This is a genomic window from Nocardioides luti, from assembly GCF_014212315.1.
Lineage (GTDB): Bacteria > Actinomycetota > Actinomycetes > Propionibacteriales > Nocardioidaceae > Nocardioides > Nocardioides luti.
Genome location: NZ_JACKXE010000001.1, coordinates 3,176,356 through 3,197,291 on the forward strand (window position 1 = coordinate 3,176,356; position 20,936 = coordinate 3,197,291).

Consider the following 20,936-nt stretch of genomic DNA (forward strand, 5'->3'; position numbering starts at 1 on the left):
TTTTCGGTGGCCCGCCCCGGAGCCAGTCCCTAGGCTCGCCCGGTGCCCCTCGTGCTGCTCGCCACCTTCAACCTCCTGCCGGACGGCGAGTTCGGCGGCGAGACGCTGACGGCGGCGCTGGCCGAGCGCGGCATCGACGCGCGCTGGGAGGTTTGGGACGACCCCGAGGTCGACTGGGCGGCGGCGGACCTGGTGGTGGTCCGGGCGACGTGGGACTACCAGCGCAGGTGCGAGGAGTTCCTGACCTGGGTGCGGGCCGTGGAGGAGCACACGCCGGTGCTCAACGGCGGCGCGGAGGTCTTCGCCTGGAACGCCGACAAGGCCTACCTCCTCGAGCTCGCCGCCGAGGTCGCCGTGGTGCCGACGCTCCTGGTCGGCAACCGCACCCTGGTCCCCGACCTCGAGGCCGCCCTGGCGGCGTTCGGCCCGATCGTGGTGAAGCCCCGCACCGGTGCCAGCGGCGTCGGCGTCCTCGTGATCGCGCACCGGCAGGACCCGGCCCTGCAGGGCCTGGTGCTCCCGCCGTGGGTGGCGCAGCCGGTCGTGGAGTCGGTGCGCACGCAGGGCGAGACCTCGGTCTACGTGATCGACGGGCACCCGGTCGCCCAGCTGCACAAGCAGCCGTCGGGCGACGAGATCCGGGTGCACGAGCTGTACGGCGGGGCCACCCGCGAGGTGCCGGTCGAGCCCGCGGCGGCCCAGGCGGCCCTCGCGGCGATGGCCGCGACCGAGCGGGTCCTGGGTCGCTCGCTCGACTACGGACGCATCGACCTGATGGCGTACGACGGCGGGCTCGTCGTCAGCGAGGTCGAGCTGATCGAGCCGGGGCTGTACCTCGACGTCTCGTCCACGACCGCCGGGCCGTTCGCGGACCTGGTCGCGTCGCGCCTCTGACGGCCGGCACTTTCTTGCACTCGCGGGGGGCGAGTGCTAAACATGAGGCTGGCACTCTCGTCATGAGAGTGACAACAATCCCCGGTCCGGGGAGTTGAGGTCAGAAGCGCCGGCGGGAAGGGTTCGCCGGGCAGCCTGGTCGTCCGTCGCGGGCAACGAACCGGTCCGCCCCAACTCTGAATTGCGAAGGATCGCAGGAGTTATGCCGAAGCTGATTGCTTTCAACGAGGAGGCCCGACGCGGCCTCGAGCGTGGCATGAACACGCTCGCGGACGCCGTCAAGGTCACCCTCGGTCCCAAGGGCCGCAACGTCGTGCTGGAGAAGAAGTGGGGCGCCCCCACGATCACCAACGACGGTGTGAGCATCGCCAAGGAGATCGAGCTCGAGGACCCGTACGAGAAGATCGGGGCCGAGCTCGTCAAGGAAGTTGCCAAGAAGACCGACGACGTCGCCGGTGACGGCACGACCACCGCCACGGTCCTCGCCCAGGCGATGGTCCGCGAGGGTCTGCGCAACGTGGCCGCGGGTGCGAACCCGATGGGCCTCAAGCGCGGCATCGAGGCGGCCGTCGCCGCCGTGTCCGAGCAGCTCTCGAACATGGCCATCGACATCGAGACCAAGGAGCAGATCGCGGCCACGGCCTCGATCTCCGCCGCTGACCCCACCGTCGGCGAGATCATCGCCGAGGCGATGGACAAGGTCGGCAAGGAAGGTGTCATCACCGTCGAGGAGTCGAACACCTTCGGGCTCGACCTCGAGCTCACCGAGGGGATGCGCTTCGACAAGGGCTACATCTCGGCGTACTTCGTCACCGACCCCGAGCGCATGGAGACGGTCCTCGAGGACCCCTACGTGCTGATCGCCAACTCCAAGATCTCGTCGGTCAAGGACCTGCTGCCGCTCCTCGAGAAGGTCATGCAGTCGGGCAAGCCGCTGCTCATCCTCTCCGAGGACGTCGACGGCGAGGCCCTGTCCACGCTGGTCGTGAACAAGATCCGTGGCACCTTCAAGTCCGTCGCCGTCAAGGCCCCGGGCTTCGGTGACCGCCGCAAGGCCATGCTGCAGGACATCGCGATCCTGACCGGTGGCCAGGTCATCTCCGAGGAGGTCGGCCTCAAGCTCGAGACGGCCGGCATCGAGCTCCTCGGCCAGGCCCGCAAGGTCGTCATCACCAAGGACGAGACCACCATCGTCGAGGGTGCCGGTGACGCCGACCAGATCGCCGGTCGCGTCAACCAGATCCGCGCCGAGATCGAGAAGTCGGACTCCGACTACGACCGCGAGAAGCTGCAGGAGCGCCTGGCCAAGCTGGCCGGCGGCGTCGCGGTCATCAAGGTCGGCGCGGCCACCGAGGTCGAGCTCAAGGAGCGCAAGCACCGCATCGAGGACGCCGTTCGCAACGCGAAGGCGGCCGTCGAGGAGGGCATCGTCGCCGGTGGCGGCGTGGCGCTCGTGCAGGCTGCGGTCGGTGCGTTCGCCAAGCTGGACCTCAAGGGTGACGAGGCGACCGGTGCCAACATCGTGAAGTACGCGACCGAGGCCCCGCTCAAGCAGATCGCCATCAACGCCGGCCTCGAGGGCGGCGTCGTGGCGGAGAAGGTCCGCAACCTGACCCCGGGTCACGGCCTGAACGCGGCCACCGGCGAGTACGTCGACATGATCGCCTCCGGCATCATCGACCCCGCCAAGGTGACGCGCTCCGCGCTGCAGAACGCCGCCTCCATCGCGGCGCTCTTCCTCACCACCGAGGCCGTCGTGGCCGACAAGCCCGAGAAGGCCGCGCCCATGGGCGGCGACCCCTCGGGTGGCATGGGCGGCATGGACTTCTGAGCACCGGCTGTCCGGGCGAAGCCCGGACAGCACCCCGGTGTCAGGTCGAGGAGCGTCGGCACGCACCGCGCGCAGCGCGGGACATGCGACGTGTCTCGTGACCGGGTCGCCTCAGAAGCACGACGCACCAGAGCTGGTCGACGGGTCTCGCCACCTGTCGATCGAAGGAACGGCCCCGGTCCTCGGACCGGGGCCGTTCTGCGTCCCGCGACGTGTGGCAGCGTGGGGGTCGTGGACGCGGAGACGAGACGGGACCGTTTCGAGGCGGTGGCGCCCGGGCTGATCGAGCCGCTGCGGCGCTTCCTCGCCCGGCGTACCGACGCCGCGACCGCCGACGACGTCCTCGGCGACACGCTGCTGGTCTGCTGGCGCCGCCTGGACGAGCTGCCGGACGAGCCGCTGCCGTGGGCGTACGGCGTGGCCCGGCACTGCCTGGCCAACGCCGACCGCGGCGCCCGCCGCCAGCAGCGGGTGGCGGCGAGGGTCGCGACCGTGGACCCGCCAGCCGCCACGGCACCCGGCCCCGGCGAGGCCGACGGCGGCCCGGACACCGGCCTGGACGAGGCGCTCGCCCGCCTGCGCCCCGACGACGCCGAGCTGCTGCGGCTGTGGGCGTGGGAGCAGCTGACGCCGGCCGAGATCGCGACCGTCCTGGACATCACCGCGAACGCCGCGAGCATCCGGCTGCACCGGGCCCGGGAGAAGTTGCGGGCCGAGCTGCGAAAGACCAGCGGTGTTGCCGGACATGAGGGGTCGAGAGAGGGGAGGACGTCATGAGTGACGAGCACGACGACGAGCTGAGGGCCCGCCTGCGCGCCGTCGACCCGGCGGCCTCCCTCGCGCCGGCCGACCCGTCCCGGGTGGCCAGACTCCTGGAGGACACCATGAGCAACGACCTGATGACCGAGACCCGCGAGACCGGCACGCACGGCCGGAGCCCGCTCACCTGGCTGGTCGCCGCCGCGGCCGCCGTGATCATCGCCGCGGTGGGCGCCTTCGGCGTGCTCCGCCACGACGCGGGCAGCGACCAGCCCCCGTCGGCGGCTCGCGACCAGACCCCCACGGTCACCGAGCTCACCGGTCCGTCCGGGGGCGTCGACGCCAAGTGCATGGTGCCGTCGGCCGCGGTGCTCGGCCAGGCGACCCTCGCGTTCGACGGCACGGTGCAGAAGATCACCGACGGCGTCGTCACGCTCGTGCCGAGCCACGTGTACGCCGGCCCGGCGACCGACGTCGTCACGATCACCGCGGCGCCCGAGGCGATGCAGCAGCTGGTCGGGGCCGTGAAGTTCGAGGACAACGGCCGCTACCTGATCTCCTCGACCAACGGGCAGGTCTCGGTGTGCGGCTTCAGCGGGCCGTACACCGCCGACCTCGCGGCGCTGTACGACGAGGCCTTCGCGTCCTGACCGGGAGCCGCGTGCCAAGGTGGGGGCGTGACTCTCCAGGGAATCCTCCTCGCCGCCGGTGCCGGCACCCGCATGGGCACCCCCAAGGCCCTCGTCCGTGACGAGGCCGGGGAGCCGTGGCTGGTCCGCGGCGTCCGGGCCCTCACCGAGGGCGGCTGCGACGCGGTGACGGTCGTGCTGGGCGCGGGGGCCGACGAGGCCGCACCGCTGCTGGACGGCACCACCGCCCAGGTCGTGCTCGCCACGGACTGGGCGGACGGCATGAGCGCCTCCCTGCGCACGGGGCTCGCCTCGCTCGCCGACGGCGACGCCGAGTCGGCGGTCGTCACGCTGGTGGACCTGCCCGACGTCGGCGCCGACGTGGTGCGCCGGGTCACCGATCTCGGCACCGACCGCGGCACGCTCGCGCGGGCGTCGTACGACGGGGAGCCCGGCCACCCGGTGCTGATCGGCCGCGACCACTGGCACGGCGTGATCGAGGTGGCCGCGGGCGACCGCGGGGCGCGCGACTACCTCGCCACCCACGCCGTCTTCCTCGTCGAGTGCGGCGACCTCGCCACCGGCGCCGACCAGGACACCCCCTGAGCGAGATCCGCCTCCAGCCGCTCACCCGGGCCCGGGTGGCCTCGCTGGGGGAGGCCGGCCGCGCCTGGGCCGAGGGCCTGCCGGGTGTGCTCGCCGAGCTCGCCGAGCAGTGGGGGCTGACCCTGGGCCGCGCCCTGCCCGGCGGCAGTGCGTCGTACGTCGTCTCCGCCACCACCCGCGACGGCGCACCCAGGGTCGTGAAGCTGGTGCTGGCCGACCCGGACCTCGCCGACGAGTCGCGCACCCTGGTGGCCGCCGAGGGTCGCGGCTACGCCCACCTGTTCGACCACGACGTCGAGCGGGGCGCCCTGCTGCTCGAGGCGCTCGGACCCTCGCTGGACCGGGCCGTGCTGCCCGTCGAGCGCAAGCTCGAGATCCTGGCGCGGACCCTCGCCGAGGCGTGGACGGTGCCGCTCGGGACGGCGCCCGTCCTCGCGCCCGGGGAGGACAAGGGCAGCACGCTCCACCAGATGGTCGTCGACCTCGACGCGCGGCACCCCGGAGCCTGCGACCCGGAGGTGCTTGCGCAGGCCCTGGCCTACGCCGAGGCGCGCGCCGCCGCCCACGACCCCGACGCCTGCGTGGTCGTCCACGGCGACGCGCACGCGGCCAACGCCCTGCGGGTCGACGTGCCGCGGCCCGGCGCCGCGTCGGGCTACGTCTTCGTCGACCCGGACGGCTTCCGCGCGGACCCGGCGTACGACCTCGGCGTGACGCTGCGGGACTGGAAGGTCACGGATGACCGGCCGCGCGCGGAGCTCGAGCGCCTCTGCGCGCTCCTCGCGGGACAGGCCGGCTCGGACGAGCAGCGGGTGTGGGAGTGGGCGTTCCTCGAGCGGGTCTCGACCGGCCTCTACGTGACCGACTTCGGGGCCGAGTCCATGGGGCGGTGGTTCCTGGAGAGCGCCGCACGGTTGTTGCGAACCCGCTGACGGGAGCCTGTGCGGCGCCTAGCGTGGGGGCCATGACACTGTCCCGGGCCCTGTCACCACTCGCGCTCCTGCTGACCCTCGCGGTCGGCAGCACCCTGCCGGCCGCTGCGGCGCCGGTCGCCGCCTCCGCGCCCCACGCCGGCCAGCAGGCCACCGCGCACCGCGGGGCGGCCGCCGACCTCATCGACATCGGCAGCTACAACATCCGCGCCGACCGCAGCACCAAGAAGTTCTCGCGGGCCGTCGCGACCTTCCGCAAGCACGTCGACGTGGCCGGCCTGCAGGAGGTCAACACCGGGCACAAGACCAAGGCGCTGATGCGGATGAAGGGCTGGGAGAGCTACCGCCCCGCGTCGCTCCAGCAGAACCCCGTCATCTGGCGCGACGACGTGTTCGACCAGGTCGCGGCCCGCGGCGCCAAGATCGCGACGGCCCGCTCGATCGGCAAGGAGGGCGTGCCGCACTACCGCAAGGCGCAGATCGCCACGGTCGTCCGGCTCCAGCACCTCGCCACCGGCCGCACCCTCTCGGTGATCAACGTCCACCTCGTCACCGGCGGGGTCAACGGCGGCAAGTGCATCAAGGCCCACCCGAAGCTGTGCGCGCTCTACGCGGACTCGGTGGCCGGCCTCGCGGACGTCGTCGCGGAGGAGCAGGACTGGGCGGACGACGAGGTCTACGTCTTCGGCGACTTCAACGACCACTACCCGGCCGACGAGAAGTTCCACAAGAAGCAGTTCGCCTACGCGACGCTGACGAAGCTCGGGATGGTCGCCCACTACGAGCTGCGCCCCGAGCAGCTGCCGAACCAGGGCTCGGGCACCCGCAGCGGCGCCTACCTCGACCAGATCTGGGGCCGTCAGGTGCCGGTGGCCGAGAAGGTCTGGCGCAGCATCAAGGCCTCCGACCACTACCCGATCACCGCGACCTACCCGATCCTCCCGCCGGTCCCCACGCCCTGAGCGGGGCCGCTGGCCGGCGGCGGTCCAACCATGGGCCAACGCCGCCCCCGTAGCCTTGCGGACATGGAGCTCGACAGCACCGCCGACGTGTCCGCACGCCTCGGCGAGACGGGGTACCTCTGCGACGAGGCGCTCTCCACGGTCGCGTTCCTCGCGCTGAGGATGCAGCGACCGCTGCTGCTCGAGGGCGAGCCCGGCACCGGCAAGACCGCGCTGGCCGAGGCGCTCGCCGAGAGCCTGGACCTGCCGCTGGTCCGCCTGCAGTGCTACGAGGGCATCGACGCCACCCAGGCGCTCTACGACTGGGACTTCCCGCGCCAGATCCTGCACCTGCGCGCGCTGGAGGCGGCCGGGGGAGCGGACCCCGAGGAGGCGGAGAAGAGCCTGTACGACGCCCGCTTCCTGCTCGCGCGGCCGGTGCTCGCCGCGCTGCAGCAGAGCCCGGCGGTGCTGCTCGTCGACGAGGTGGACCGGGCCGACGACGAGTTCGAGGCGTTCCTGCTCGAGGTGCTCTCGACCTACCAGGTCACGATCCCCGAGCTCGGCACCGTCAAGGCGGCCACCCCGCCGATCGTGGTGCTGACCTCGAACCGCACCCGCGAGCTGCACGACGCCCTGAAGCGGCGCTGCCTCTACCACTGGATCGACCACCCGGGTCTGGAGCGCGAGGTGCAGATCGTCCGCTCCCGCGCGCCCGAGGTCTCCGAGGAGCTCGGCCGCCAGGTGGTGACCGTGGTGCAGCAGCTCCGCGACCGCCACGACCTGCAGAAGCCGCCCGGGGTCGCCGAGACCCTCGACTGGGCCCGCGCGCTGCACCACCTCGGGACGACCGGGCTCGACCTCGCCACGGCGTCGGCCACGCTCGGCGCGCTGGTGAAGTACCGCGAGGACGCCGAGAAGGTCCGGCACGCGCTCGACCAGATGCTGCGCGCGTGATGGTCGCGACGGCCACGACCAGCGGACCCGGCGGCCCCGAGGCCGCCACCGACTGGGTCCGTGGCGCCGACGAGGTGCTGCTGGGCTTCACCCGGGCGCTGCGGGCGGCGGGGGTCCCCGTCACGCAGGACCGCTCGCAGGGCTTCCTGGCCGCCGTCGCGCTGCTCGGCCTCGACGACCAGCGCGCGACCTACCGCGCCGGTCGCGCCACCCTGTGCGCCGGCCCCGACGACCTCGAGCGCTACGACCAGGTCTTCGAGGCGTTCTTCAACGCCCGCGACGGCCTGCCCCGCACCCGACCGGCCGCCCCCGCCACGAACCCGACCTTCGGCGAGCTCCCGGCCGACGAGTCCCGCGGCGAGGGCACGACCACGCCCGACGAGGTCGTCCGCGCGATGGCCAGCGAGACCGAGGTGCTCCGGCACCGCGACGTCGCCGCGATGACCGCCGCCGAGAAGCACCGGCTCTCGGGCATGTTCGCGACCCTGCAGCCGCGACCGCCGACCCGTCGTACCGCCCGGCACCGGTCGTGGCACCGCGGCGACGTCGACGCGTCCCGCACGCTGCGCGCCAGCCTGCGCCGGATGGGCGAGCCGGCCGACATCGAGTGGCGGCGACGGAGCGTCCGGCCGCGGCGCGTGGTGCTCCTCATCGACGTCTCGGGCTCGATGAACGGCTACGCCGACGCGCTGCTGCGCCTCGCCCACCGGTTCACGCAGTCGGTCCGCGCCGGGTCCGCCGCCGGTGGCCGCCGGCGCGGCGTCGTGGAGACCTTCACGGTCGGCACCCGGCTCACGCACCTGACCCGCGCGATGCAGCAGCGCGACCCGAGCCGCGCGCTCGTGGCCGCCGGCGAGACCGTGCCCGACTGGTCCGGCGGCACCCGCCTCGGAGAGACGCTCGGCTTCTTCCTCGACCGGTGGGGCCAGCGGGGCATGGCCCGCGGCGCCGTCGTCGTGGTCTTCAGCGACGGCTGGGAGCGGGGCGACCCGAGCCTGCTGGCCGAGCAGATGGCGCGCCTGCACCGGGTCGCGCACCGCGTCGTGTGGGTCAACCCGCACCGCGGCAAGGCCGGCTACGAGCCGGTCCAGCAGGGCGTGGTCGCCGCCCTGCCGTACATCGACGACTTCCTGGCCGGGCACTCGCTCGCGACCTTCGCCGACCTCGTGGAGGTGGTCTCCCGTGCGTGACGTCCTGTCCGAGCTGCTGGCCTGGTGGGAGGCCGGCGAGACCGTCGGCGTCGGCACCGTCGTGGCCACCTTCCAGTCCGCTCCGCGCCCGGCCGGCGCCTCGATGCTGGTCGGCCCCGACGAGTCCGCGGTCGGGTCGGTCTCGGGCGGCTGCGTCGAGGGCGCGGTCTACGAGCTCGCGCAGTCCGTGGTCGAGGACGGCACCCCCGTCCTCGAGCGGTACGGCGTCTCCGACGACGACGCCTTCGCCGTCGGGCTGACCTGCGGCGGCATCCTCGACGTGTACGTCGAGAAGGTCAGCCGCGAGACCTTCCCCGAGCTCGGCGAGATCGCCGCCGACATCGAGGCCGGCCGGCCGGTCGCCCTCGCGACCGTCATCGAGCACCCCGACCCCGCCTGGCTCGGGCGGCGGCTCGTCGTACGCCCCGACGCCGAGGTGGCGCTGTCCGGGTCGCTCGGCAGCGCCCGCGCCGACGACGCCATCCACGACGACGCCCTCGGGCTGCTGGCCAGCGGGCACAACGCGACGCTGACCTACGGGCCCGACGGCGAGCGCCGGGGCGAGGGGATGCGGGTCTTCGTCTGGGCCTTCGCGCCCAAGCCGCGGCTGCTGGTCTTCGGCGCCATCGACTTCGCCGCGGCGGTGGCCCGGGTGGGCAGCTTCCTCGGCTACCACGTGACCGTGTGCGACGCCCGGCCCGTCTTCGCGACGACCAGCCGCTTCCCGGAGGCCGACGAGGTCGTCGTCGACTGGCCGCACCGCTTCCTCGCGGCGGAGCGCGACGCCGGCCGGATCGACCCGCGGACGGTGATCACGGTGCTGACGCACGACCCGAAGTTCGACGTCCCGCTGCTCGAGGTGGCGCTGCGGCTGCCGGAGGCGGCGTACGTCGGCGCGATGGGCTCGCGGCGCACCCACGACGACCGGTTGGCGCGGCTGCGCGAGGCCGGCCTGGAGGAGAAGGAGATCGCGCGGCTGTCGTCGCCGATCGGCCTCGACCTGGGGGCCCGCACGCCCGAGGAGACCGCGATCAGCATCGCCGCGGAGATCATCGCGGGCCGCTGGGGCGGCACCGGCGAGCGGCTGGTGACCACCGACGGGCGGATCCACCGCGACCTGGCACCGGGCGAGAGCTGAGCTCCCGACGGGTGTGACGCCGGTCACCGACCCGGTGCTAACGTCGGCGCAGACCCCCCGACAAGGAGCGGCCATGGCTGCCGGTGACCTCCAGGAGCGGCGGCACGACGCCGTCCGCGCGTGGACCTCGTTCGTCGAGCACGGCGACAGGGCCGAGCCGCTGGTGCGCCCGGAGATCCTGACGAGCTGGACCCGCTCGGTGGCGGCGATCTCGCCGGACGTGACCGAGGCGCCGCTCGCCGACGAGGGCGAGACGACCGCGCTGTGGCAGGGCTCGCCGCTGCAGCAGGCGGTGGAGCGGGTCGAGTCCGAGTTGCGCCGCACCTGCGAGGACGGCGACCTCGTGATGGCGGTGACCGACGCCGAGACCCGCATCCTGTGGACGTACGGCGGCCGCGTGATGCGCCGCAAGGCCGAGACCGTCAACTTCGTGGCCGGCGGCCGCTGGGACGACCTGTCGGTCGGCACCAACGCCCTGGACCTCGCCAACCGGCTCGACCACCCCTCGATGGTGTTCAGCGCCGAGCACTACGCCCCGATCGTGCACAACTGGGTCTGCTGGGCCGCGCCGGTCCACGACCCCGTCACCGGCGCCCAGCTCGGGGTCCTCGACCTCTCGACGACCTGGGACCGCACCCACCCGATCGGGCTCGCGACCGCCCGGGTGCTCGCGCGACTGATCGAGACCGCGATGCCGCACTCCGCGCACCACCCGACCTCGGTGCTCGGCGAGACCACCCACGACCCCGGCCTGGTGATGACGCTGCTCGGCACCGCCGAGACCCGGCTCGACGGGCAGCGGCTGCTGCTCAACCGCCGCCAGACCGAGGTGCTCGCCCTGCTCGCGATGCACCCCGAGGGGCTCTCGCTCGAGCAGCTGCACGCGCTGGTCTACGGCGACCAGGCCGTGACGTTCTCGACGCTCAAGGCGGAGGTGTCGCACCTGCGCTCGGCCCTGGGCGGCCAGCTCTCCTCGCGCCCCTACCGGCTGATGATGCCGGTCGCCACCGACGTCGAGCACGTGCTCGGGCTGCTGCGCCGCGGCCACGTCGGCGCGGCCGTCGACGCCTACGGCGGCGACCTGCTGCCCGGCACCAACTCCCCGGCGCTCGGGGAGCTGGCCGACTACGTCGCGGTGGCGCTGCGCGAGGCCCTCCTCGCCGACCCCCAGCCCGACGCCGTCGTGCGGTACAGCGAGCTGGCGCCGTACGACTCCGAGGTGATCGAGGTCTGCCTCGCCCGCCTGGCCGGCCAGCCGCACCCCGCCGTGCCGTTGCTCAAGGGCCGGCTCGCGGTCGCGCGCGGCTGACGCCCGACGGCCTCGTGTGCCCGAGGACGCGCCGGGGCGCGTCGTGGGGCACACGAGGCGTGGTGGGGCTCAGAAGAACTCGTCGAGCAGCCGGTAGAAGTCGAGCCGCCACGGGTCCACCTCGGTGGGGTACGCCGCCAGCATCCGGTCCGCGAGCACCACGCCGTACCCCGGGTTGAGGTGCGGGGCCGCCATCGAGCGCGACAGCAGGGCCAGGTCGAGGTGCCGGTCGGCGACGCCGAGGCGGCCGACGTCGACGATCCCGGTGACCTGGAGGGTGTCGGGGTCGACGAGCACGTTGGGCAGGCACGCGTCGCCGTGGCAGACGGCCAGGTCGAGGAACTCCTCGTCGCGGGCCCGCCACGCGGCCGAGGTCAGCTCCTCGAGCAGGTCCTCGGCGGTGCGACCCGCCCGCTCCTCGTCGAGGTCGTCCTCGTCCACCTCGCCCGCGGCCACCGCGGCGGCCGCCAGGGGCAGGGTCGTGCCCAGCCGCCGGTCGAAGGGGCAGTCGCGGATCGGCAGCGCGTGCAGCGTGACCAGCAGCCCGACCAGCGAGGCGGTCGCGGCCTCGGCGTCACCCCGGCCCAGGTCGCTGGCCGGGACGCCCGGCACCGTGGCCGTCGTCAGCGTCGCGGTGGTCCCGTCGTCGGACCAGTCGAGCACCTCGGCCGCCGGCACCGGCGTCGTCGCCAGCCAGAGCAGCCGGTCGCGCTCGTCGGCCAGCTCGCGCTGTGTCGTCGGGGTCGCGGCCGTCTTCGCGTGCCGCGTCCCGTCCGGGCTGCGGCGTACGACGGTGTCGGTGCAGCCCGTCTCCACGAGCGTCCAGGGGTCCATGCGACGAGGCTAGGGCCAGGGTGGGCAGGTGGGAGTTTCATCGGTCGACCGACGAAACTGGCGCCGGGACGACGAAGGATCAGCGTCCCGCCGACAGGTTCAGCGGCCGGCCGATGAAACTCCCGCGCCTTGGGTTTCGACGCGCTGCCTCCCGCGGCGTGACGAGACCTGATGGCTTCCTGGGTCTCGACGCGCTGCCACGACCTCGCGAGCTCGGTCGTGGCGCTTGCTCGACCGGGAGGGCCTGAGCCGTGCACTCGTTCCTCGTGCACGGCTCAGCCCCACCCCAACCATTCCCCAACCAGGCGTGCCTAGCGTGAGCCCCATCACAGGCCAGCACCGTCGGCCGGACCCGCCACGCACGCCTCAGGGAGTCGTCCATGACCCAGATCAACCTCACCGTCGACGGGGCGCAGGTCTCCGACGACGTCGAGCCGCGGATGCTGCTCGTGCAGTACCTCCGCGAGAAGCTCGGCAAGACCGGCACCGTCATCGGGTGCGACACCAGCAACTGCGGTGCCTGCACCGTGCATCTCGACGGCACGTCGGTGAAGTCGTGCAACGTCCTGGCCGTGCAGGCCGACGGGTCCGAGGTCACGACGATCGAGGGGCTGGCCAAGGACGGCGAGCTGCACCAGGTGCAGGAGTCCTTCCGCGAGTGCCACGGCCTCCAGTGCGGCTTCTGCACCCCCGGGATGATCATGCAGAGCGTCGACCTGCTGAAGGAGAACCCGAACCCGTCCGAGCAGGAGATCCGCCTGGGTCTCGAGGGCAACCTCTGCCGCTGCACGGGCTACCACAACATCGTCAAGGCCGTGCAGCACGCGGCCGCGCAGGGAGGTGCCTCGTGACGCTCACCGAGGACGAGATGATCGCCACCGAGCCCGACGCGGGCAAGGAGATCGGGCGCGACCGGCGCCGCAAGGAGGACCAGCGGCTGATCACCGGTCGGACGCGCTGGACCGACAACATCGTGCTCCCGGGCATGCTGCACATCGCGATGGTGCGCAGCCCCTTCGCGCACGCCACCATCACCAACGTCGACAAGTCCGCGGCCGAGGCGTCGCCGAACGTCGTCCGGGTGATCTCGGGCAAGGACGTTGCCGAGGAGCAGGGCGGCCTGCCCAACGCCTGGCCGATCACGCCCGACCAGGTCACCCCGGTGCACCCGCCGATCGCGGTCGACCGCGCCACCTTCGCCGGCGAGATCGTGGCCGTCGTGGTGGCCCGCTCCGCCGCCGCCGCGCGTGACGCCGCCGAGCTGGTGGACGTCGACTACGACGAGCTGCCCGCCGCGCTGGACCTCAAGGAGTCCGCCGAGGCCAGTGCTGACAACGGGGGGGCGCTCGCGCACCCCGACCTGGGCACCAACAAGTCGGCGTTCTGGAAGTTCGACTCGGCCGAGGCCGGCACCGGCGGCAACGTCGACGAGGCCATCGAGAAGGCCCGGGGCGACGGCATCGTGCTCGAGCGCGAGTACCGCCAGCAGCGCCTGATCCCTGCCTTCATGGAGCCCCGCTCCACGGTCGTGGACCCGACCGGCGAGCAGATCACGATGTGGTCGGCCACCCAGATCCCGCACGTGCTGCGCTTCCTGCTGGCGGCCGTCACCGGCGTCTCCGAGGCCAAGATCCGCGTGATCGCCCCCGACGTGGGTGGCGGCTTCGGCGGCAAGCTGCAGACCACGCCGGAGGAGTTCATCACCTTCCTGCTGGCCCGCCAGCTCGGCAAGCCGGTGAAGTACACCGAGACCCGCTCCGAGTCGCTGATGGCCGCCCACCACGGGCGTGACCAGTGGCAGAAGCTCACCCTGTCGGCCGAGAAGGACGGCACGGTGACCGGCTTCAAGGTCGAGCTGCTGGCCGACCTGGGCTCGCACGTCTCCCTCATCGGGGGCGGCGTCCCGGTGCTCGGCGCGTTCATGTTCAACGCGATCTACAAGTTCCCGGCCTACCAGTTCAGCGTCCAGACGGTGCTGACCAACAAGACCTGGACCGACGCCTACCGCGGCGCCGGGCGCCCGGAGGCGACGTACGGCATCGAGCGGATGATGGACGAGCTCGCCGCCGAGCTCGGCCGGGACCCGCTCGAGGTCCGCGAGCAGAACTGGATCAAGCACGAGGAGTTCCCGTTCACCTCGGTGGCCGGCCTCGAGTACGACTCCGGCAACTACGAGGCCGCCACCGAGCGGGCCAAGGAGCTGTTCGGGTACGACGATCTGCGCGCCGAGCAGCAGCAGCGCCGCGACGCGGGTGACCGGGTGCAGCTCGGCATCGGCGTCTCGACCTTCACCGAGATGTGCGGCCTCGCGCCGTCGCGGGTGCTGGGCTCGCTCGACTACGGCGCCGGCGGCTGGGAGCACGCGAGCGTGCGGATGCTGCCGACCGGCAAGGTCGAGCTGCTCACCGGCGCCTCCGCCCACGGCCAGGGTCACGAGACGGCGTTCAGCCAGATCGTCGCCGACCGCCTCGGGGTGGCCTTCGAGGACGTCGAGGTCCTGCACGGCGACACCCAGATCGCGCACAAGGGCATGGACACCTACGGCTCGCGCTCGCTGGTCGTCGGCGGCGAGGCCGTCGTCAAGGCGGCCGACAAGGTGATCGAGAAGGCCAAGGTCATCGCGGCCCACCTGCTCGAGGCCTCGGCCGACGACGTCGAGTTCTCCGGCGGCCGGTTCACGGTCAAGGGCACCGACCAGGGCCTGGCCATGGCGGAGATCGCGCTCGCGACCTTCGCCGCGCACAACCTGCCGGACGGCGTGGAGCCCTCGCTCGACTCCGACGCGACGTACGACCCGGTGAACTTCAACTACCCGCACGGCACGCACCTGTGTGCCATGGAGGTGGACACCGAGACCGGCCAGGTGACGATGCGGAAGTACGCCGCCTGCGACGACATCGGCAACATCATCAACCCGATGATCGTCTCCGGGCAGCTGCACGGCGGGCTGGTCCAGGGGATCGCGCAGGCGCTCTGGGAGGAGGCGGTGTACGACGACGCCGGCACGCTCGTGTCCGGGTCGTTCGTGGACTACCTGCTGCCCACCGCGGCCGACACGATCAGCTTCGACCTCGACCACACCACCTCGCCGGCGACGACCAACTCGCTCGGCACCAAGGGCGTCGGTGAGGCGGGCACCATCGCCTCGACCCCCGCGGTCGTGAACGCCGTCGTCGACGCGGTCCGGCACCTCGGCATCAACGACATCCGGATGCCCTGCACCCCCGAGCGCGTGTGGAAGGCGATCAACGACGCCCGCGGTGGCGCGCAGGCCGAGACCGAGGGAGCCGCGGCGCACCACTTCGACGCCGAGGCCGCCCAGGCCGGCGACATGGAAGGCACCACCGACCGCACGACCGGAGGAACGAGCGCATGATCCCCACCCAGTTCGACTACCTGGCCCCGACCTCGGTCGAGGAGGCGCTGGCCGCGCTCGCCGAGCACGGGGACGACGCCAAGATCCTGGCCGGCGGGCAGAGCCTGCTGCCGGTCCTGCGGATGCGGCTCAACGCCCCCGAGGTCGTCATCGACCTCAACCGGATCGAGTCCCTGCGCGGCATCCGTGACGACGGCGACGCACTCGTCGTCGGGGCGATGACCCGGCACGCCGACGTCGCCTCCAGCGACCTGGTCGCCGAGCACGCCGCGCTGATCTCGAAGGCCGTGGAGCACCTCGCCGACGCCCAGATCCGGCACCGCGGGACCTTCGGCGGGGCCCTGGCCCACGCCGACCCCGCGGGCGACATGGGCGCCCCGGCGCTCGCGCTGGGCGCCGAGTTCGTGATCGCCGGCAGCGGCGGCACCCGCACCGTGGCGGCCGACGACTTCTTCGTCGACCTCTTCGAGACGGCCATCGCCGAGGGCGAGATCCTCACCGAGATCCGGATCCCGAAGTTCACCGGCTGGGGCGCGCACTACGAGAAGTTCGTGCGGGTGGCCCACCAGTGGCCGATCGTCGCGGTCGCCGCGGCGGTCAAGGTCGAGGGCGGCACCATCACCGAGGCGCGCGTCGGGCTCACGAACATGGGCTCCACGCCGCTCCGGGCCCGCAGCGTCGAGGAGGCGCTGGCCGGCCAGCCCGCGACCGACGAGGCCGTCCGCGCCGCCGCGGAGAAGGCCACCGACGGCACCAACCCGCCCTCGGACCTGAACGGCGAGGCGGCGTACCGCTCCCACCTCGCCACGGTCCTCACCCGACGGGCCGTGCTCGCGGCCGCAGGAGCCTGACGACCCGATGGACCTCACCCACCGCTTCACCGTCCCCACCACGGTCGACCAGACCTGGGCGCACTTCCAGGACATCGCGTCCGTGGCCGAGTGCTTCCCGGGTGCGACCGTCACCTCGGTCGAGGGCGACACCTTCCAGGGCTCCTGCAAGGTGAAGCTCGGCCCGATCGCGCTCGTCTACAACGGCTCGGGCACCTTCGTCGAGAAGGACGAGGCGGAGCACCGCTTCGTCGTCGACGCGAAGGGCAAGGACAAGCGCGGGAACGGTACGGCGGGGGCGAAGGTCACGCTGACCATGGCGGAGGCCGCGGGCGACGCGACCGACGTCGTCGTCGTGACCGACCTGAACATCACCGGCAAGCCGGCGCAGTTCGGCCGCGGCGTGATGCAGGACGTGTCCGACAAGCTGCTGGGCCAGTTCGTGGCCTGCCTCGAGACCCGGCTCGCCGGAGGAGCCCCTGAGCCCTCCGGCGGGTCCGGCACACCGCCGACGTCCGCTTCCCCCGTGGCGGACGCCGGTACGCCGGAGGCCGCGGCGGCCGCGGAGGCACCCGCGCCCGCCGCGCCTCCGGCTCCTGCCGCCGCGGCCGCACCGCCGCTGCGACCGGTCACGTCGGCACCGCAGCACGCCCGGGAGGACGACGCGCTCAACCTCGGGGCGACCGTCGTGCCGATCCTGCTGAAGACCTACGCCAAGCCGGCCGCGGCGGTGCTCGCCGTGCTGGCCCTGATCGGGTGGCTGGTCCGCCGGCGCTGAGCGAATGCGTGCTGCGACCGGCGACGCTGTCCTAGGGTTCGGGGCATGGTGAGCGCGAGCAGGGGAGCAGTCCCCGACGACCTGGCGCTCGACCTCGGTCGTCAGGACGACGCCGACGGCGTCGCGCGCCTGCTCGAGCAGGTCGGCGCCACGGTGCTCGACGCCACGGTGCGGGTCGTCCCCGACCCTGCCGGGGAGGCGGACGAGGCCGCCTCCGGCGCTGGTGACCTCCGGCTGGACCTCACCTGGAAGGGCCGCTCGCACGGCACCCTGGTCGTGACCCGGGCCGACGGTGCCGCCCCCCTCGACGACGAGGACCGCGCCCTGGCCGCGCGGATCGCCGAGCACGGCGCGCTGGCACTGGACTGCGCCGTCGCGCACGACGAGCACGAGGCCGCGTGGGACGAGCTGACCCGCTTCCGGGCGCTGGCGGCCGCCAGCACCAACCTGGTCGCCCTCGCGGACGACGACGGGGTGCCGAGCTTCGTCAACCCGCGGGTCGCCGAGGTCGGGCTCGAGATCGGCGAGCGAGGCCTGTGGGGCACCGTCGCCGGGAACGTCGCGCCCGAGGACGTCGAGGAGATGCGCCGCATCCTCCTCGACGAGGGTCGCTGGTCCGGGGACATCGCCCTGGTCGGGTCGGACCCGCCCACGATCGTGCACGGGACCGTCTTCGTCCTCCGGCACCCGACCACCGGCGCCAGCCTGGGGACCGGTTGGGTGGCCGAGGACGTCACGGCGCTGCGCCGCGCCGAGCAGATGCTGCGGAGCGCGAACGCGAACCTCGAGCGCTACCAGGCGCTCGTGGAGGCCTCCAGCGACTTCATCGCCATCGCCGCCCTCGACGGCAGCGTCATCTACGTCAACCCGGCCGGACGCGAGCAGATCGGCATGCCGGCCGACGTCGACGTCACGAGGACGACCATCGTCGACTACCTCACGCCCGAGGGCATCGAGGCCTCGCTCCAGATCGAGCAGCCGGCCGTGCAGGCCGAGGGGCACTGGGAGGGCGAGTCGACCCTGCGCCGCTTCGACGGCGGCCCCGCGATCCCGGTGGCGATCGCCAGCTTCCTGATGCTCCACCCCGAGACCGGGGCGCCGTTCGCCCTCGCCACCGTGCAGCGCGACATCTCCGACCGGATGGCCCAGGAGGACGCGCTGCGCCGGCTGGCCGACCAGCGCCAGGAGCTGCTCAACCGGCTGGTCCGGGCGCAGTCCGAGGAGCGCGCCGAGATCGCGAACGACGTGCACGACGACCCGGTGCAGGCGCTGGCCGCGGTGGACCTCCGGCTCGGGCTGCTCGCGCGCAAGCTCGGCGACCAGGCGCCCCAGCTGCTGCCGGACCTGGTGCCGGTGCAGGAGTCGGTGACCGGCGCGACCCGCCGCCTGCGTGCGCTGGTCTTCAACCTGCAGCCACCCGACTTCGACGACGGGCTCGGCGTCGCCCTGGACAACGCCGCCCGCGACCTCTTCGAGACGAGCGGCACGACCTGGCGCGTCGACGCCGACGACGAGCCGGTGGCGCCCGACTCGATCCGCGCCGTGGCCTACCGGGTGGCCCGCGAGGCCATGGTCAACGCCCGCAAGCACGCGGCGGCGCGCTCGCTGGTCGTCACGGTCCGCGGCCGCGACGGGGGGCTCGAGGTATCCGTCGCCGACGACGGCGTCGGGCTGCCGGACGGTGCGGTCACGTCCTCGCCCGGCCACCACGGCCTCGGCAGCATGCGCGACCGCGCCGAGATCGCCGGCGGGCACTGGGACATGCGGGGCCGCCCCGGGGGCGGCGTCGAGGTCGTGTGCTGGCTGCCGCTCGCCGCGCCTAGCGGGCTGGAGCCGGGACCCGGACCCCGTTGACCTCCGGGGTGAGCTGCGGCTCGAGCCGCGCGACGGCGTACACCCCCACGAGCACGGAGCCCACCACCAGCGAGCCGATCCAGACCGAGCCCAGGTGGTGCCCGATCAGCACGCCCGAGACCGGCGGCGCGATGATCGCGGCGAGCTGGAAGGCGGCCGAGCTGAGCGCGTTGTAGCGGCCGCGCAGGTGGTCGGGCGCCAGGTCGTTGACCAGCGCCGGGATGGTCGGCTGCATCAGGGTCTCGCCGAGCGCGAACACCGAGGCGCAGGCCGCCACCAGGATCGTGGCGCCGACGGTGCCCGACACCAGCCCGGAGCCGCCCAGCAGCATCCAGGACGCGGCCCAGATCAGCCCCATCACCCCGATCACGCGGGTGCGGCGCAGCCCCTCGATCCGGCGCAGGACGACCAGCTGGAGCACCACGATGACGGCGGTGTTGGCCGCGAAGGCCAGGCCCAGCGCGCGGGTCGAGACCTCGCCGACGGCGCGGGCGTACGCCGGCATGCCGACGTTGAGCTGCGAGTAGCCGACGAAGGACGCCAGGAAGCCGAGCAGCATCAGGGAGGCGACCGCGGGGCGGCGCAGGACGCCGAGGTACGTCGCCGCGGGGTGCTCGTCGTGGTCGTGGACCGGGCGCCCGGCGACGCCGGCCAGCGGCACCAGCAGCAGGAACACCGGCGGCAGGTAGCTCAGCGCGTCCGCGAGGTAGATCGCCTGGAACGTCGCCAGGTGGTCCACGTCGACGACGACGCCACCGACCAGGCCGCCGATGCCGATGCCGAGGTTGAGCAGGGTGAAGTTGACCCCGAAGTAGCGCTGGCGCAGGTGGGTCGGGACGACCGCGGCGATGAAGCTCTGCGAGGCCGGCCACGAGACGCCGAAGGCGACGCCGGACATCACCAGGGCGGTGCCGGCGAGGAGCAGCGTCGAGGAGAACGCCAGCAGCACGTCGCCGGCGATCAGCAGGCCCAGCGAGGCGAGCAGGATCCGCCGCGCCCCCAGCCGGTCGATGGCCGCCCCGCCCGGCCCGACGACCAGGAAGCCGACGAGCGGCGGCAGGCCGAGCAGCAGGCCGACGTCGCTGAGCGCGAAGCCGCGGACCTCGTGGAGGTAGACGACGTGGAAGGGCAGCACCAGGCCGGTGCCGAGGAACTCGAAGACGACCACGGACAGCAGCAGCTTGCCGTCGCGGGGGAGGTCGTGCCAGAAGGAGGAGAGGGACGGGCGGGGCTCGGTCAGGGTCGTCATCGCCCGAGAAGTCAACCAGTCGCCACCGACGGCGGGCACGCGGGTTTCGGTCGCCGGGGCCGCGGGACGTCATACGGAGGGAGCAGACGCCTCCACCGTGCGTATGACGTCCCGCGGAGGCCCGGCGCTCAGAAGACGTTGAGGGGGCGGAACTGCACGCTGATCCGGGGGCCGGCGCCGGCGACCTTGGGCACCGCGTGCTCCCAGGTGCGCTGGCACGAGCCGCCCATCACGACGAGGTCGCCGTGGGCGAGCTGGATCGCGATCGAGTCGCCACCGCCGCCGCGCGGGCGGAGGGTGAGCCGGCGGGGGTCGCCGAAGGAGACGATCGCGACCATCGTGTCCTGGGTGCGGCCGCGGCCGATGGTGTCGCCGTGCCAGGCGACGCTGTCCCGGCCGTCGCGGTAGTAGCAGCAGCCCGCGGTCACGAACGGCTCGCCGAGCTCGGGCAGGTAGTGCGCGGACAGCGCGTCGCGTGCGGACGCGAGCACGGGGTGCGGGAGGGCCTCGCCGACGGCGTACGTGTGCACGAGGCGGGGGACGTCGACGACGCGGTCGTACATCTGGCGGCGCTCGGCGCGCCACGGCACGTGGGCCACCAGCGCGGCAAAGACCTCGTCCGCCTCCGGGACCCAGGCGCGGTGCACGTCGACCCAGGCGCCGCGGGTCAGGGGCCGCCGCTCGAGCCCGCTCAGGTCGGCCAGGTCGCGCACCTCGGGCTCGGGGGCGGCGAAGAGTGAACCCTGGAAGTCCATGCGGGCAGCCTAGCACCGGGTCGAACGTCTGTTCGACGATTGCGGCGGGGGTGGTCCCAGGGGCGGCTCAGGGG

19 protein-coding genes are annotated in these 20,936 nt (G+C 73.2%); 16 read left to right on the top strand and 3 right to left on the bottom strand.

Features of this window, described 5'->3' with window-relative positions; genetic code table 11:
* The first annotated feature begins 42 nt into the window (after nt 1-42).
* The 11 genes from H5V45_RS15065 to H5V45_RS15115 all read left to right on the top strand — a co-directional run bounded on the left by H5V45_RS15065 (nt 43) and on the right by H5V45_RS15115 (nt 11,186).
* Nucleotides 43-894, top strand: a complete 852-nt coding sequence (locus H5V45_RS15065; protein WP_185253680.1) for an ATP-grasp domain-containing protein — start codon at nt 43-45, stop codon at nt 892-894.
* Between the two features lie 202 nt (nt 895-1,096).
* A complete protein-coding gene (gene groL / locus H5V45_RS15070) occupies nt 1,097-2,725 on the top strand; it encodes a chaperonin GroEL (RefSeq protein WP_185253681.1) in 1,629 nt (542 codons plus the stop codon).
* A 231-nt stretch (nt 2,726-2,956) separates the two neighbouring features.
* Nucleotides 2,957-3,502, top strand: a complete 546-nt coding sequence (locus tag H5V45_RS15075; protein ID WP_185253682.1) for a sigma-70 family RNA polymerase sigma factor — start codon at nt 2,957-2,959, stop codon at nt 3,500-3,502.
* Nucleotides 3,499-4,134, top strand: a complete 636-nt coding sequence (locus H5V45_RS15080; RefSeq protein ID WP_185253683.1) for a hypothetical protein — start codon at nt 3,499-3,501, stop codon at nt 4,132-4,134. Before H5V45_RS15075 ends, H5V45_RS15080 begins: the two co-directional genes overlap by 4 nt.
* 27 nt (nt 4,135-4,161) lie before the next feature.
* Nucleotides 4,162-4,719 carry an NTP transferase domain-containing protein gene (locus H5V45_RS15085; RefSeq protein WP_185253684.1) on the top strand — a complete coding sequence of 186 codons (558 nt, stop codon included), beginning with the start codon at nt 4,162-4,164 and terminating at the stop codon, nt 4,717-4,719.
* A 35-nt stretch (nt 4,720-4,754) separates the two neighbouring features.
* Entirely contained in the window at nt 4,755-5,651 is an 897-nt protein-coding gene (locus H5V45_RS15090) for an aminoglycoside phosphotransferase family protein (protein WP_343061579.1), read from the top strand.
* A gap of 32 nt (nt 5,652-5,683) precedes the next feature.
* Nucleotides 5,684-6,613 carry an endonuclease/exonuclease/phosphatase family protein gene (locus tag H5V45_RS15095; protein ID WP_185253685.1) on the top strand — a complete coding sequence of 310 codons (930 nt, stop codon included), beginning with the start codon at nt 5,684-5,686 and terminating at the stop codon, nt 6,611-6,613.
* Between the two features lie 63 nt (nt 6,614-6,676).
* Complete coding sequence (locus H5V45_RS15100; protein WP_185253686.1) at nt 6,677-7,549, top strand: AAA family ATPase; 873 nt, start codon at nt 6,677-6,679, stop codon at nt 7,547-7,549.
* A complete protein-coding gene (locus H5V45_RS15105; protein WP_185254681.1) occupies nt 7,549-8,739 on the top strand; it encodes a vWA domain-containing protein in 1,191 nt (396 codons plus the stop codon). The genes H5V45_RS15100 and H5V45_RS15105 overlap by 1 nt, the downstream gene beginning before the upstream one ends.
* Nucleotides 8,732-9,877, top strand: coding sequence for an XdhC family protein (locus H5V45_RS15110; protein WP_185253687.1), 1,146 nt, complete (start codon nt 8,732-8,734; stop codon nt 9,875-9,877). Before H5V45_RS15105 ends, H5V45_RS15110 begins: the two co-directional genes overlap by 8 nt.
* A 73-nt stretch (nt 9,878-9,950) precedes the next feature.
* Nucleotides 9,951-11,186, top strand: coding sequence for a transcriptional regulator (locus tag H5V45_RS15115; protein ID WP_185253688.1), 1,236 nt, complete (start codon nt 9,951-9,953; stop codon nt 11,184-11,186).
* A 69-nt stretch (nt 11,187-11,255) separates the two neighbouring features.
* Here the strand turns inward: H5V45_RS15115 and H5V45_RS15120 are convergent, their stop codons facing one another.
* Nucleotides 11,256-12,020 carry an aminoglycoside 3'-phosphotransferase gene (locus tag H5V45_RS15120; protein ID WP_185253689.1) on the bottom strand — a complete coding sequence of 255 codons (765 nt, stop codon included), beginning with the start codon at nt 12,018-12,020 and terminating at the stop codon, nt 11,256-11,258.
* A gap of 380 nt (nt 12,021-12,400) precedes the next feature.
* Between H5V45_RS15120 and H5V45_RS15125 the strand changes: the two genes are divergently transcribed.
* Genes H5V45_RS15125 through H5V45_RS15145 form a run of 5 tightly spaced genes read left to right on the top strand, consistent with a single transcriptional unit; the run spans nt 12,401 to nt 18,858 of the window.
* Nucleotides 12,401-12,871, top strand: coding sequence for a (2Fe-2S)-binding protein (locus H5V45_RS15125; RefSeq protein ID WP_185253690.1), 471 nt, complete (start codon nt 12,401-12,403; stop codon nt 12,869-12,871).
* Nucleotides 12,868-15,396, top strand: coding sequence for a xanthine dehydrogenase family protein molybdopterin-binding subunit (locus H5V45_RS15130; RefSeq protein WP_343061580.1), 2,529 nt, complete (start codon nt 12,868-12,870; stop codon nt 15,394-15,396). The genes H5V45_RS15125 and H5V45_RS15130 overlap by 4 nt, the downstream gene beginning before the upstream one ends.
* Nucleotides 15,393-16,247: an FAD binding domain-containing protein gene (locus tag H5V45_RS15135; protein ID WP_185253691.1), complete on the top strand. Its 855-nt coding sequence runs from the start codon at nt 15,393-15,395 to the stop codon at nt 16,245-16,247. Before H5V45_RS15130 ends, H5V45_RS15135 begins: the two co-directional genes overlap by 4 nt.
* Nucleotides 16,248-16,254: 7 nt before the next feature.
* On the top strand, nt 16,255-17,004 hold the full coding sequence (locus H5V45_RS15140) for an SRPBCC family protein (RefSeq protein ID WP_185253692.1): 750 nt from the start codon (nt 16,255-16,257) through the stop codon (nt 17,002-17,004).
* Between the two features lie 45 nt (nt 17,005-17,049).
* Nucleotides 17,050-18,858, top strand: coding sequence for a PAS domain-containing sensor histidine kinase (locus tag H5V45_RS15145; RefSeq protein ID WP_185253693.1), 1,809 nt, complete (start codon nt 17,050-17,052; stop codon nt 18,856-18,858).
* Here the strand turns inward: H5V45_RS15145 and H5V45_RS15150 are convergent.
* On the bottom strand, nt 18,824-20,107 hold the full coding sequence (locus H5V45_RS15150; protein ID WP_185253694.1) for an MFS transporter: 1,284 nt from the start codon (nt 20,105-20,107) through the stop codon (nt 18,824-18,826). The two genes, H5V45_RS15145 and H5V45_RS15150, sit on opposite strands and share 35 nt — an antisense overlap.
* A 128-nt stretch (nt 20,108-20,235) precedes the next feature.
* The gene (locus H5V45_RS15155) at nt 20,236-20,862 is read right to left on the bottom strand and encodes an alpha-ketoglutarate-dependent dioxygenase AlkB (protein ID WP_185253695.1); all 627 of its coding nucleotides are present in this window, start codon (nt 20,860-20,862) and stop codon (nt 20,236-20,238) included.
* Nucleotides 20,863-20,936: the final 74 nt, after the last annotated feature.